At 71.9% G+C, this 13,354-nt stretch carries 13 protein-coding genes; 5 read left to right on the top strand and 8 right to left on the bottom strand.

All coding sequences use genetic code 11. The annotated features are described in order from the left end of the window. The first annotated feature begins 7 nt into the window (after window positions 1-7). The 4 genes from ssuE to ABZ937_RS12640 all read left to right on the top strand — a co-directional run bounded on the left by ssuE (window position 8) and on the right by ABZ937_RS12640 (window position 3,683). The gene (gene ssuE, locus ABZ937_RS12655) at window positions 8-565 is read left to right on the top strand and encodes an NADPH-dependent FMN reductase (RefSeq protein ID WP_361689822.1); all 558 of its coding nucleotides are present in this window, start codon (window positions 8-10) and stop codon (window positions 563-565) included. Continuing rightward, complete coding sequence (locus tag ABZ937_RS12650; RefSeq protein ID WP_361689819.1) at window positions 562-1,758, top strand: SfnB family sulfur acquisition oxidoreductase; 1,197 nt, start codon at window positions 562-564, stop codon at window positions 1,756-1,758. The genes ssuE and ABZ937_RS12650 overlap by 4 nt, the downstream gene beginning before the upstream one ends. A gap of 33 nt (window positions 1,759-1,791) precedes the next feature. Next, window positions 1,792-2,952, top strand: a complete 1,161-nt coding sequence (locus tag ABZ937_RS12645; protein WP_361689816.1) for an LLM class flavin-dependent oxidoreductase — start codon at window positions 1,792-1,794, stop codon at window positions 2,950-2,952. Window positions 2,953-3,482: 530 nt separating this feature from the next. Continuing rightward, window positions 3,483-3,683: a hypothetical protein gene (locus tag ABZ937_RS12640; protein WP_361689813.1), complete on the top strand. Its 201-nt coding sequence runs from the start codon at window positions 3,483-3,485 to the stop codon at window positions 3,681-3,683. Here the strand turns inward: ABZ937_RS12640 and ABZ937_RS12635 are convergent. The 7 genes from ABZ937_RS12635 to ABZ937_RS12605 form a co-directional block, all read right to left on the bottom strand. After that, window positions 3,647-4,516, bottom strand: a complete 870-nt coding sequence (locus ABZ937_RS12635; protein WP_361689810.1) for a carbohydrate ABC transporter permease — start codon at window positions 4,514-4,516, stop codon at window positions 3,647-3,649. The two genes, ABZ937_RS12640 and ABZ937_RS12635, sit on opposite strands and share 37 nt — an antisense overlap. Next, the gene (locus tag ABZ937_RS12630) at window positions 4,513-5,478 is read right to left on the bottom strand and encodes a sugar ABC transporter permease (RefSeq protein ID WP_361689807.1); all 966 of its coding nucleotides are present in this window, start codon (window positions 5,476-5,478) and stop codon (window positions 4,513-4,515) included. The genes ABZ937_RS12635 and ABZ937_RS12630 overlap by 4 nt, the downstream gene beginning before the upstream one ends. Further along, entirely contained in the window at window positions 5,472-6,833 is a 1,362-nt protein-coding gene (locus ABZ937_RS12625) for an ABC transporter substrate-binding protein (RefSeq protein ID WP_361689804.1), read from the bottom strand. Before ABZ937_RS12625 ends, ABZ937_RS12630 begins: the two co-directional genes overlap by 7 nt. Continuing rightward, a complete protein-coding gene (locus ABZ937_RS12620; RefSeq protein ID WP_361689801.1) occupies window positions 6,830-7,828 on the bottom strand; it encodes a GNAT family N-acetyltransferase in 999 nt (332 codons plus the stop codon). Before ABZ937_RS12620 ends, ABZ937_RS12625 begins: the two co-directional genes overlap by 4 nt. Before the next feature lie 48 nt (window positions 7,829-7,876). After that, window positions 7,877-9,073, bottom strand: coding sequence for a DUF1343 domain-containing protein (locus tag ABZ937_RS12615; RefSeq protein WP_361689798.1), 1,197 nt, complete (start codon window positions 9,071-9,073; stop codon window positions 7,877-7,879). 103 nt (window positions 9,074-9,176) lie between these two features. After that, on the bottom strand, window positions 9,177-9,542 hold the full coding sequence (locus tag ABZ937_RS12610; RefSeq protein WP_361689795.1) for a peptidoglycan-binding domain-containing protein: 366 nt from the start codon (window positions 9,540-9,542) through the stop codon (window positions 9,177-9,179). A 154-nt stretch (window positions 9,543-9,696) separates the two neighbouring features. Continuing rightward, window positions 9,697-11,061 carry an alkaline phosphatase gene (locus tag ABZ937_RS12605; protein WP_361689792.1) on the bottom strand — a complete coding sequence of 455 codons (1,365 nt, stop codon included), beginning with the start codon at window positions 11,059-11,061 and terminating at the stop codon, window positions 9,697-9,699. Window positions 11,062-11,288: 227 nt separating this feature from the next. On the opposite strand from ABZ937_RS12605, the gene ABZ937_RS12600 reads away from it, so the two are divergent. Next, the gene (locus ABZ937_RS12600) at window positions 11,289-12,140 is read left to right on the top strand and encodes an oxygenase MpaB family protein (protein ID WP_361690179.1); all 852 of its coding nucleotides are present in this window, start codon (window positions 11,289-11,291) and stop codon (window positions 12,138-12,140) included. 58 nt (window positions 12,141-12,198) lie between these two features. Here ABZ937_RS12600 and ABZ937_RS12595 read toward each other — a convergent pair whose 3' ends face one another. Continuing rightward, window positions 12,199-13,323 carry a hypothetical protein gene (locus tag ABZ937_RS12595; RefSeq protein ID WP_361689789.1) on the bottom strand — a complete coding sequence of 375 codons (1,125 nt, stop codon included), beginning with the start codon at window positions 13,321-13,323 and terminating at the stop codon, window positions 12,199-12,201. Window positions 13,324-13,354 lie beyond the last annotated feature (31 nt).

The following is a 13,354-nucleotide window of genomic DNA, read 5'->3' as shown; positions in this document are numbered from 1 at the left end:
TCCTCCCATGGCCACTGTCCTGTCCGTCTCCGGAAGCCCCTCCGCCACCTCCCGCACCGCTCGGCTGCTGCGCCATCTGGACGAGCGGCTCATCGCGCAGGGGCACGAGGTGATCGCGCTGGACGTACGCACCCTGCCTGCCGAGGCGCTGCTCGGGGCCGACTTCGCTCACCCGGCGATCGTCCGCACCACCGCCCTGTTCGAGCAGGCGGACGGGGTGGTGATCGGTACCCCCGTCTACAAGGCCGCCTACTCCGGACTGCTGAAGTCCCTGCTCGACCTGCTCCCGCAGTACGCCCTGGCGGGCAAGACGGTCCTCCCGCTGGCCACCGGCGGCACCACCGCCCACGTCCTGGCCATCGACTACGCCCTGCGCCCGGTGCTGGCCTCCATGGGCCCCGCGCACATCACGCCGGGCTGGTTCACGCTCGACAAGGACATCACGGTGGGCGAGGACGGCACGCTGAACGTCGCGCCGGGACCGGCCGAGGCTCTGGCGCAGGTCACGGACCAGTTCTCGGTCGCGCTGGGCGGGCGGACGGCACTGCTGGCGGCCGCCGGATGAGCGCCGCGCACGTCATCGCGGACGACGCCGAGGCCCTCGCCGTGGCCGCGGAGCTGGCCGCGGACTTCCGCAAGGACGCCGCCGAGCGGGACGCGCGGCGCAGGCTCCCCCACGCGGAGCTGGAGCGACTCTCTGCCTCCGGGCTGCTCGCCGTGACCGTGCCCGCCCGGTTCGGCGGCGCGGACGTCCGTGCGGACACGCTCGCCGAGATCTTCCGACTGCTGGCCGCCGCCGACGCCAGCCTGGCCCAGATCCCGCAGAGCCACTTCGTGTACGTCAACGTGCTGCGCCGGCACGGGACCGACGAGCAGCAGGAGTTCTTCTTCGGCGAGGTACTGGCCGGAAAGCGGTTCGGCAACGCCCAGTCCGAGGCGGGCACCCAGCACGTCCAGGACATCCGCACCCGCCTCGCCCGGCTCCCGGACGGGTCGTACGTCCTCGACGGGGTCAAGCACTACTCCACCGGCGCGCTGTTCGCCCACTGGATCCCCGTCCTCGCCCGCACCGAGGACGAGACCCTGCACGTGGCGTACGTCCCGCGCGACGCGCCCGGCCTTACCGTCGTGGACGACTGGGACGGAATGGGACAGCGCACCACCGCCAGCGGAACCGTCCGCCTGGAGTCGGTGCCCGTGCCCGCCGACCGCGTCGTACCGCACCACCTCACCTTCCGGGGACCCCAACTCCACGGCGCGGTCGCTCAGTTGCTGCACGCGGCCATCGACGCCGGTATCGCCTCCGGGGCGCTGGCCGAGGCGGTGGAGTTCGTCCGTACGAAGAGCCGCCCCTGGTTCGAGAGCGCCGCCGAGGGGCACGCGACCGCCGCGGACGATCCGCTGCTGATCCAGCGGTTCGGCGAACTGGCGATCAGGGAAAGGGCTGCCGAAGCGTTGCTTCGCGAGGCCGCCCGCGCGGTCGACGACGCCCGTGCCGACCTGACCGACGACTCCGCTGCCGAGGCCTCGATCGCGGTGGCCACCGCAAAAGTGGCGGCGGCCGAGGCCGCCGTGGAGGTCGCCAGCGCCCTCTTCGAGGTGTCGGGTACCCGCTCGGCGCTCGACTCCCTGGGACTGCATCGCCATTGGCGCGACGCGCGCACCCACACCCTGCACGACCCTGCCCGCTGGAAGGTCCAGCACATCGGCCGTTACGTGCTCAACGGCACCAGGCCGCCCCGGCACGGCCTCCTGTGACGAACGCTGACGAACACCGATCGGAGCCCTCACGTGTCCCTCACCTTTCACTGGTTCCTGCCCACCAACGGTGACAGCCGCCACGTCGTCGGCGGCGGCCACGGCACCCCCGCCACGCAGTCCGGGCGCGACCGGCCACCGACGGTCGCCTACCTGAGTCAGATCGCCCGCGCCGCCGAGGACCTCGGCTTCGTCGGCGCTCTCACGCCGACCGGCGCGTGGTGCGAGGACGCGTGGCTGACCACCGCCATGGTCAGCCAGAACACCGAGCGTCTGAAGTTCCTCGTCGCCTTCCGCCCCGGCCTCGTCTCGCCGACGCTCGCGGCACAGATGGCGTCCACCTTCCAGCGCCAGACCGGCGGACGGCTGCTGCTCAACGTCGTCACCGGCGGCGAGAGCCACGAGCAGCGGGCCTACGGGGACTTCCTCGACAAGGACGCGCGGTACCGCCGTACCGGTGAATTCCTGGAAATCGTCCGGGGGTTGTGGGAGGGCAAGACCGTCGACCTCGCCGGCGAGCACCTCCAGGTCGAGGACGCCAGGCTGGCCCGGGTGCCCGACCCGGTGCCCGAGGTGTACTTCGGGGGCTCCTCGCCGACCGCCGGAGAAGTTGCCGCCAGGCATGTGGACGTCTACCTCACCTGGGGTGAGCCGCCCGCCGCCGTCGCGCAGAAGATCGTCTGGATCAGGGCGCTGGCCGCGAAGGAGGGTCGCAGCGTCCGCTTCGGAATCCGGTTGCACGTCATCACCCGCGACACCTCCGAGCAGGCCTGGGCCGAGGCGGAGCGACTGCTGGCGGGCTTCGATGCGGAGACCGTGCGGCAGGTTCAGGCCGGGCTCGCCCGCAGTGAGTCCGAGGGACAGCAGCGGATGCTGGCCCTGCACGGGGGTGGGAGCCGGGAGGGGCTGGAGATCCATCCCAACCTGTGGGCGGGCATCGGGCTGGTGCGGGGTGGAGCAGGGACCGCCCTGGTCGGCAGTCACACTGAGGTCGCCGAGCGGATCAAGGAGTACGCCGCGTTGGGGATCGAGGAGTTCATCTTCTCCGGGTATCCGCATCTGGAAGAGGCGTACTGGTTCGGCGAGGGCGTGCTGCCGAAGCTTCAGGCGCAGGGTCTGTGGCAGCACCCGTACGGGCAGCAGGTGGCCCCCGTCGCCCAGGTCCCCTTCGCCGACGCCGGGAGCGTGCGATGACCCATGTGATCGCCGCGGTTCGACGGCTTCGACCTCGTCTACGCCACCACCCCTGGCACCTTCGCCGACTTCATCGAGCTCGTCGTCCCGGATCTGGGCAGCCCCGGCAGGATCCCGGCCCCGTCCGGCGGCGCCAGGCTTCGCGTAAGGACTATGAAGCCGACCCGTCACGGTGCACCGCCGCACTCGCGCCGACCGAACTCGGGGGAGACGGTGGGGACTGGCGTACGGTTTACGCGGTCGTCCGGACCGTTGCCGCGGCCGACGGGGCCATCGGACACCCGCTGGGCAACCACTACTTCCCGTCCTGCAGCGCCCGGTTCTTCGCCGACCGTACCCGTGCCGCCCGCATCGAGCGAAAGTCGACGGCGGGGCAGTGGTGCTGGGGAGGCGGTATCGCCGCAGATGAACCACCACTCCTGTCACCCTTCGCCTCGCCGGCCGCGCCGACCGCACGTCTGGTCTCCGTCCAGTTCTGTCTTGGCGTGGCAGAGGGCCTGCTGGCCGAGTTTCGCGAGCGCGGAAGGGGCATGAGGTCCTCCGGGCAGCCGCTCTCGCCTCAGCCCTGGCCGGGCGGCCCGCCGCACGATCCGTACGCGCTGACCGCGTACGGCGGGCTCACCGTCGTCGCACGTGCCGCGTCCGCCCTCGCCGAGGAGGCGGTGGATGCCCTGGAGAGCCGCCCTGGTCACAGTCACTTGAGGCCGCTGAGCATGACCCCGCGGATGTAGTGCTTCTGCAGCAGCAGGAAGACGGTCAGCACCGGCAGGATGCTCAGGACCAGGCCGGCCATGACGATGGGCAGGGTGCGGGTCGGGTCGACGTAGTCCTGGAGGAGCTGGATGCCGACAGGGAGCGTCATCACGTCCGGGGCGGCGGTCGACACGAGCAGCGCCCAGATGTACTCGTTCCAGGCGTCGACGAAGGTCAGCAGCCCGAGCGTCACCACGACCGGCTTGGTCTGCGGCACCACGATCCGCCACCACACGGCGAACTCGCCGGCCCCGTCGATGCGCGCCGCCTCCAGAACCTCGTCCGGGATCGAGACCATGAACTGGCGCGTCAGGAAGATCCCGAAGCCGTTGACGAGGAACGGCATGACGAGCGCCGCGATGCTGACCGTCAGGCCCGCTCCGCCCCGCCCGAGCAGGTCGTTCCCACCCGCCAGCGGCCAGTGCACGAGGATCATGAAATGCGGGATGAGGAAGAGGAACGGCGGGAACATCATCGTCGACAGCACCAGACGGAAGACGAAGTCCCGGCCGGGAAAGCGGAGCTTGGCGAGCGCGTAGCCCGCGAGCGACGACGTGAGCAGCACCGATCCGGTGATCACGGCGGTGGCGATGACGCTGTTGCGGAAGAGCACCGGCAGATCGAGCTGGTCGAACGCCGCCCGGTAGTTGGACAGGTCGAACGCCTCGGGCAGGAACCGGTACGGCAGCGTTCCGGCCTCGCCGGGCCCCTTGAAGGACGTCATCACCATGTCCAGGAACGGCACCACCGTGAGCACGGCACCGGTCACCACCACCAGATACGACAGCCACGGGAAACGGCGGCGGATCATGCGTCCTCCCCCTTGCGCCGGAAGATCCACAACTGCACCAGGGTGACCGCGAGGACCACCACGAACAGCACGAAGGCGGCGGCGCTCGCGGTGCCCCAGTCGCCGTACGAGAAGGCCTGCCGGTACATCTCCAGCGCGGCCACATCGGTCGCGTCGCCCGGCCCGCCCTTGGTCATCACGATGATCAGCGCGAACGACTGCAGGCCGGTGAGGAACTGGGTGACGCACACGAAGAGCAGGGACGGCCGCAGCAGCGGCAGCGTGATCCTCCAGAAGACGGTGACCGGTCCGGCGCCGTCGAGCGCGGCGGCCTCGTAGTACGCATCGGGGATCGACTTCAGCCCGGCGGTCAGGATGAGGATCGCCGAGCCGACCGAGGCCCAGGCCTGCACGACCACGACCGAGGGCAGCGCGGTGTCCGGGTCCTGGAGGAACGCCATCGAGCCGAGCCCGAGGGCGTTGAGGACGCCGTTGACGAGGCCGCTCGGCTCGTACATGTACTTCCACACGTTGCCGACGGCGACGACGGTCGTGACGATCGGCAGGAAGTACAGGGTGCGCCACAGCCCCTGGAACCGCAGCCTGTCGATGCAGGTGGCGACCAGCACGGAGCCGGCGAGCGCGAGGGCCACCGTGCCCAGGGCGAACAGCAGGGTGTTGGTGAGGACCGGCGCCAGGAACGTCGATCCGTCCGCGAAGAGCCCCGTGAAGTTGTCCAGGCCGACCGGATCGATGTCGCCGAGGGCGAAACCGGCCCAGCGGGACATCGACAGCAGCAGCGCGAATCCGAGCGGCAGGACCAGGAAGACGGCGAAGAACAGCAGCGTCGGCGCGAGGAAGAGGTAGGCGACGACGGCCTGGTGGCGCCGGCGCCGCGCCGGGCCGCGGGCGTCGACGGCGGGCCCGGCGGACCGCGGGCCGTGCTCCCGTCCGGTCCGCTCCGGCGTCAGGGTGTTCACCATGAGCGCGACACCTCCTGGTCGACCTGACGGCGGATGGTGCGCAGGGCCTCGTCGACCGACTGCTGGCCGGTCCACAGCGCCTCGATGTTCTTGCGCAGCAGCGACTTGGCCTGCTGCGCCCCCGGCACGTTCGGCTCCGGCACCGCGTACGCCAGCGCGTCCAGGAACGGGCGCAGGTTCGGATCGCCGCCGGTGCCGAGGAGCGTCCGCATGTCGTCGGCGCGGCCGGTCAGGGAGCCGACCGACACCTGCAGGGCGCTCATCCGGGTCGCCGCCGCACCCTTCTCCCGCACCTTCTCGGCGTTGAGCCAGCGCAGGAACTCCCAGGCCTCACGCGGGTGTTCACTGGCCGTGTTGACGCCGAGCATGAAGCCGGTGGAGAGCGTGGCCCGCCTGCCGCGCGCCTCGGGGAGGGGCACCGGCACGACGCCGACGTCGCGGTAGGCCCCGCCCATCAGGGGCTTCAGGTTCGCCGTCCACCAGCCGGCGCTGATCACCATGGCCACCTGCCCGGACGCGAACGCCTTGTAGACGTTGACGCCGGGGTCGCTCGCCCCCTCGGCGACGAGCCGGTGCTCCAGATCGAACACGGCCCGGCCGGCCGGCGAGTCGATGGCGGTGCGTCGGCCGTCCGCGGAGACGAAGGTTCCGCCGGCGGTGCCCAGCAGGGCGAGGGTCTGACCGACGGTGGTGGAGTCGTCGAAGGTCGACAGCCCGAACCCCTGGACCAGCGTGTTGCCGTACCGGTCCCGCCTGGTGGTGCGGTACGCCGCCTCCTCCAGCTCCCGCCAGGTGCGCGGAGGGCCGTCGATGCCGGCTTCGCGCAGCAGGCGCTTGTTGCAGTAGAGGGCGTACGTCTGGACCTCGGTGGGGTAGCCGTAGACCTTTCCGCCCACCGACGAGGAGCCGACCGCGGCCTCGCCGTAGCCGCGCCGGACCTCCTCGGCGTGCTCGGGCGGAGCGGGCCGCAGGACACCGGCCCGGACGAGCTGGCCGTTCCACAGGCAGTACGGGTGCAGGATGTCGGTGCCCTGCCCCGCGGCCTGTCGGACCATGATCGTGGTCAGCAGGTCGGTGAACTCGACGGCCTTCGTCTCCACCTTGACCCGGTCGTGCGTGGCGTTCCACTCGTCGACCGGGCGTCGCAGGGCCTCCTTGAGCGCCCCGCTCGCGTAGTGGGAGAGCAGGGTGAGGACGATCGGGTCCCCGGGCCGACCCGTGCCCCGGTGCGGCGCGGCACATCCGGCGGCGAGCAGCGCCGGGGGGAGCGCGAGCGCGAAGTGACGGCGGCTCAGGGCACCTGTCCGCGGCGGCTGACGGCGGTTCACGTCTTCGGTGCGCAGCGCCCGCGTCACCGGGCGGCCTCCCGGCGCATCACGCGGAACCTCCGGGTCGTGGTGAACCCGGCCTTGCGGTACAGGTGGCCCGCCGGGGACTGCTCGCCGGTCCACAGGAACCACGCGGAGTGCGCTCGGCGCGCCCGCATCCGCTCCAGGACGAGGTGGAGCAGGACCTCGCCGAGTCCGGTGCCGCGCATGTCCTCCAGCACACCGATCGGCCCGAACCGCTCGTCCACCGACTCGAACGCGCCGTGCATCGCCCAGCCGGTCATACGGCCCGATGGGTCCCGGGCGACGACGATCCGGTCGAGCGGCGTGCCCGCGGTCAGGCAGTCCCGGATCGTGCGCGCCCAGTCCGGGCCGAAGTGGGTCCCGGCGAGCGCGAACAGGTCCACCAGGTCGTCGTCGGACGGGGTGGCGAACCGGTGGCCCCGCGCCGTCAGTTCGTCCAGGCGGCCCGCGACCTCTTCCGGGACGCGGTAGCCGACCAGGCGGCGGTCCATCGCCGCCGCCTCGTACAGCGTGCGAAAACCCAGGGACCCGAGGAGCCCCGCCGCCTCCGGGTACGCCTCTGCGTCCAGGCCGGGGAAGACATAGTTCGGGGTGTACGACGAGAAGTCCACCCGGGTCCGGCCGTGACTCTGCAGCCAGTCGAGGGCGTCGGTCAGCAGCCGGCGGCCGAGGCCGCGCCCGCGGGCGGCCGGGTCGACGAAGAAGAACGGGATCCAGCCCTGCTCCGGCTCCAGATCGGTGCCGGCCATCGGCGTCAGCCGGCGCACCGCGTAGGCCGCGCCGACGACACGGTCGCCGTCGACGGCGACCCGGAGCCCCTCCGGGTCGAAGTTGGCGTCGAGCAGGACCAGGGAGCGGAAGCGGTCCGCGGTGATGGGGTCGGCGGGCGCGCTCCGGCGCCACGCCGCCACCAGCCGCGGGCCGTCGCCCGCGCGAAAGCCACGAATGTCACGAATATCAGGAATGCGGCTGTGGGACGGCGTGGTGCTGACGGTCATCGACGGGGGTGTCCTTCCATACGCGGGCCCGCGGCGGGGCGTGGCGCCTCAGGGGTAGAGCAGCGCGTCGTCGCCGGCCCACCGGCCGGGCGGCGCCGGCGGATCGCACAGCGTCAGCGGGTCCTCGCCCGCGTCGACGGCGCGCCGCAACCGGTCGGACCCCCAGAGCAGGTCGATGAAGTGACGGTGGCCGGTCCCCTCCGCGCCACCGTCCGTGGTGTGCCAGGCGAAGTCGTCGGGGTACAGCCGCCGGAGCGTGGCGAGCATCGCGACGGCGGTGCGTACGGGAGCGAACGCCTCGCGGTCGGTGACGTGGAGCTGGACCCCGCGCAGCGGCCGTCCGGCGTGTTTGTGGAAGGCCGGGACGAAGTACAGGTCACGGAAGTGCACTCCCGGCAGGGCGAGTTCGGCGAGCGCGGGTGCGAACCGCGGGTCGATGTACGGGGCCCCGACGAGCTCGAAGGGCTGCGTGGTGCCCCGGCCCTCCGAGAGATTCGTCCCCTCGAACAGGCAGGTGCCGGGGTAGACGGCGGCGGTGGCGGGCGTCGGGATGTTGGGCGAGGGCGCGACCCACGGCAGTCCGGTGGCCCCCGCGTCCGCGGCGCGCCGCCAGCCGAGGACCTCGATCACCGTCAGGTCGGCCGCGCTGCCCGCCGCCTGCGGCACGGCCGAGGCGTTGAGATGCCGGGCGAGTTCGCCGCAGGTCAGGCCGTGCCGGACGGGTGTCGGCGCGCGCCCCACGAAGCTGGCCCACGCCGGGTCGAGCAGCGGGCCCTCGCTGACGAGCCCGCCGAGGGGATTCGGCCGGTCGGCGACCACGAACCGGACGCCCGTACGGGCCGCCGAGACCATCAGGTCGAACATGGTCCACACATAGGTGTAGAACCTGGCCCCGATGTCCTGCAGGTCGTACACCAGGGCGTCGACTCCGCTCCCGGCCAGCAGTTTGTCGAGGCGCTCGCCGCTCAGCCGGTAGGTGTCGTGGACCGGCAGACCGGTGCCGGGGTCGGTCCGGGCGGTCTCGCTCTCGCCGGCCTGGCCGGTCCCGTGCAGCCCGTGTTCGGGGCCGAACAGGGCGACCAGCCGCGCTCCGGCCCGGAGCAGCGCGGGCGCGGCCGGGCGCAGGTCGGGGAGGACACCGGTGTGGTTGGTCACCAGCCCGAGCCGGCCCGGCCCGGCGAGGCCGGGCGACGCGTGCAGTCGCGCGATCCCGGTCGTCACCGCGACGCGGTCGGCCGTGCTCATCCCATTGCCCCCGTCTGCCGGTGACATCTCGAAGCGGTGGGCGGAAATTTACTTGTATGTCCCGGAATTTTTCAACGATTCACCAGCAGGGCGCGCCGAGGACTCAGTCCGGATAGGGGAGGTAGCAGTCCAGAGCGGGGTGATAGAGCACCTGCCAGGTGCGGCCCTCGATGACACCGCTCGGCGGCAGACCGTGGCAGCCCTGGATCCACTCGATCTTGTTCAGCATGACGGACCCGAACACGCCGTTGACGGCCAGCTTCGGCGGCTCGCCTCCCCACACGTTGCTCAGGCACTGCGCCTGCCTGACCGCCGTACCGGAGTCCCCGTACGTGAGCGTCGGCCGGTACGACGCTGACGTGTAGGCACACCGGTCGGGGGCGGCCGCGGCGGCATGGGGCACGGCCAGGACGAGTGCCGAGGCCGTGCACAGCGCCGCGACGACGGCGGCCGATCTGCTCTCGCGCATGGCGCTCCTTCCGGTCCGGCCGGCCGCTCGGGAGGCCCGGCGGCCAGAGGCGGAGGGTCTCTCCATGGTCCCGCACATGCGGCGGCCATCGCGAGTCGACACGCGACGGGGGGAGCGCCGACCGTGGTCGGCGCTCCCCCCGTCAGCGGCGGGTTCAGCGCAGGCGCAGTGCCTCGCGGATCGTGGTGAACAGGTCGGTCTGGTTGGTGACGCCGAGGACGCGGTACGCCTGCGGGCCCTGGGCGGCGATCCGGACCTGGGTGCCGGTGTGCTCCTGGGACTGGCCCGGGGTGTTGGTCGAGTAGTTGACCTTCAGCCGCTGGCCCTCGTCGGTGACGAGCGTGGAGGACAGACCGGGCGGGGTGGCCTCCAGCGGGACGATCTGGCTGGTGTGGCCGTGGTCGGCGGTGGTGACGACGAGGGTGTCGGGGTGCTTGGCCGCGTAGGCGCGGGCGACCTTCACCGCCTTGTCGAAGGCCGCGGTCTCACCGATCTGGCCGCAGGGGTCGGCGGCGTGGTCCTGCTTGTCGATCGAGGCGCCCTCGATCTGCAGGAAGAAGCCCTGCTGGGAGTGGTTCTGCCGCTGCTTCGCCTCCAGCAGCTCGATCGCCTTGGTGGCGGAGTCCGCGAGGCTCGGCGTCGTCGACGGGCGGTTCGGGTTGGACGTCACGCACCGCTGCGGGTCCGTGCCGCCGACGGCCGCCGCCTTGCCGCTCCACTCCACCGGCACGTTGCCGTTCGCGAGCAGGCCGAGCACCGGCTTGCCGGCCTTCACGCTCTTCAGGCCCGCCTTGTCGGTGACGACCTGGTAGCCGAGCTTCTTCGCCTGCTCGGTGACGGTGAGGCCCTTGTACCTGCCGTCGGTGACCTTCTGGTCGAAGCGCTGCTTGCCGCCGCCGATGAGGACGTCGACCTTGTGGTTGACGGACTGCTCGGCGATCGAACCGGGGCCGCCGGCCGCGATCGTGTCGGCGGGGCACTTGGCCATGTCGGCCGGGCCCTGGCAGGAGCGGTCGGTGGCGTGGGAGGCGAGCACGGCCGGGGTGGCGTCGGTGAGTTCGGCGGTGGTGACGCTGCCGGTGGCGTAGCCGCCCTTCTGCGCCAGCTCCAGGATGGTCCGGACCGCCTTGTCGGTGCCAGGAGTCTTGGAGATCCGGCCGTTCACCGTCTTCACACCGGTGGCCCAGCCGGAGCCGCTGGCGGCGGAGTCGGTGACGTAGTCCGGGGTGCCGTCGGCGTGGACCGCGTAGGTGGTGTAGGCGCCGGTCAGCGGGAACTTGTCCATGTTCAGGCGGCCGTTGGCGCCGACGGTGTAGTCGCGGGCGAGAGTGATCTCCGAGTCGCCCATGCCGTCACCGATGAGCAGGATGACGTTCTTCGCCTTCCCGTCCTTGATCGCGTCCTTCGCCCGCTGCGCGTTGTCGAAGGCGCCGGCGGCGTTCGTGACGGCCACGGCGGCCGTGGTCGCGGCGACCAGGGCGGTGGCGACGGTGAGGCGACGGCGGGTGGCTCTGTGCATGGATGCGACTCCTTGGCGCTTTCTCTGTGCTGATCCGGTGACCAACGCGTGCCAGATGACCATGTACCGGCAAAGGCGAGGTAAATGGCCGGTCGTGCCGGTGTAGCCGGAACATGACACGAAGGGGGAGTGCCGGACCGGACTCCCGTGGCCCCGCGTCGGGTGTCCACGTGGCCAGGGCCTTGCCACCGCGCCCGCGCACTGCCCACACTGCCGCTGTGGACGGCATGGACACCCCTGGCGACCCGGGCCTCTTCGGCCCCGGCTCGGTGACGTGGCAGACGCACGGCGACCCCATGATGTGGGTCGCCGGCGTCCGCGCGCTCTATCTCCAGGCCCTGCACCCGCGCGCGGTCCGCGGGGTGATGCAGAACTCCGACTTCCGGCGCGACGCCTGGGGGCGGCTGATGCGCACCGCGAACTTCGTCGGGACGACGACCTACGGCACGAGCGAGGCGGCCGAGCGCGCCGGTGCCCGCGTGCGCCGGATCCACGGCCTGCTGCGGGTGACCGACCCGGACACCGGCGAGCGGTACGGCGTCGACGAGCCCGCACTGCTGCTGTGGGTGCACTGCGCGGAGATCGACTCCTATCTGCACGTCCTGCGTCGCTCCGGATACCCGCTCACCGACGCCCAGGCCGACCGGTACATCGCCGAACACCGCGTCAGCGCCCGGCTGGTGGGGCTCGACCCGCGGACCGTGCCGGCGAGCCGCGCCGAACTGGCCGCGTACTTCGAGAAGGTGCGCCCGGAACTGGCCGCGGGACCCGAGGCCCGCACGGTGGACGACTTCCTGCGCCGCCCGCCCACGCACCCTCTCCTCGTCCCGGCGCGCGCACTGCTGTGGCGGCGGGTGGCCCGACTGGCGTACGGCTCCCTGCCGCCGTACGCGCACGAGCTGTACGGCAGGCCCGCCCCCGCGCCCGCCACCGTCACCCGACGACTCCGCGCCACGGGCGCCGTGCTGCGCGCGATACCGGCGCGGCTGCGCTGGCAACTGCCGCCGAAACACATCCTGCGGGCGATGGCCAGACTCGGCCCGCAGGCGCGACCGACGCGGGACAAGCTGGGGCGCTAGGCCGCCCTGGCACCGGCCCTCGCCCGTCGCGCGCGCGAGCCGCACGGTCCGTCCCGCCTCAAGGCCGGTTGTCCTCGCCCGGCTTGTAGGCGCTCTGCGGGCCGCGGACGGCGTCCAGCACGGCCTGCCCCTGGCTGTCGACGGATTTCGTGAACAGCTGCTGGGAGTAGCCGAGGACGACCGACCAGGCGATGATCTGGGCCGTGGAGTCGAGGGCGGTGAGCCCGGGCAGGAAGCCACCGCGCATCAGCAGCAGTCCCAGCACCGCCGTGAGCGCACCGGTCGGGAGCTTCAGGAGCGCGAGCACGACCGGGACGTCGTACGGCAGCGATGTTCCCCTGATCCGGCGCAGCGACGCCGCGGAGGCGATGCCCGCGGCCACCAGGCCGACCAGCTCGACGACGAGGTAGTCCGCCGGGCTGGACGCCTTGCCGACGGCGCCCGTCCCGGGCGGCGACGCGAGACCCGTCACGGTCCGGGTGGGGCACACGATGGAGAAGCTCCCGTGGGACTCGGGCGTGAAGCACAGGGGAACCAGGTTGTCCCAGCGGTAGGCGGCCCAGGCGACGGCGACCGCCGCGATGATCAGGCCGACGGTCACGACCGTCACGATCCGCACGAAGCTGCGCACACGGAGGGTCTCCTTGCGCAGCAGCCGCCGGGCGAGGCTGACCGTCTCGCCCAGGAAGAAGCGATCGCTGGGCTCCAGGATCCTGTTGTCCGGCTGGCTCAGTCTGCGGGTGATCTCCTTGACGCGGACCCTGCGCGGGTCACGGACCGGGAAGTGCTCGTCGACCAGGGCCGCCATGTCCGGGAGGAGGGCCCTGATGTCGTCGAGCGACGACGTCCACACCATGAGGTTCAGTGCGGCGTCCACATGTGACTGGGCCACACCCAGGTGCGAGGCCCGCCGCATCCTCGAGTGCGCCTTGTGCCCGAGGACATCGCGCGCGGCGTCGAGTTCCAGACGTGCCTTGGCCACATAGGACGGCGCCAGATCACTCCGCTCGCTGTCCGCCTGCGCCCGGGCCGAGATGGCGTCGAGGACGGCCTCCAGCTCCGTGATCCTCGCCCGGAGCAGCTCCCGCTGCTCCCACGGTCCCATCTCGCCCCGGGACGCCCAGTACGGCATCTTGTCGAGCCAGGCACGCGCCCTCGCTCCCCACGCCGCCATTCTGCCCATGTGCGACTCCTCGCTCGCGCCTCCGCCGTGG

The sequence above is a fragment of the Streptomyces sp. NPDC046727 genome, from assembly GCF_040645635.1.
GTDB lineage: Bacteria > Actinomycetota > Actinomycetes > Streptomycetales > Streptomycetaceae > Streptomyces.
Note: the sequence above shows the minus strand (reverse complement) of the source record. Positions and strands in the feature narration are given on the sequence as shown.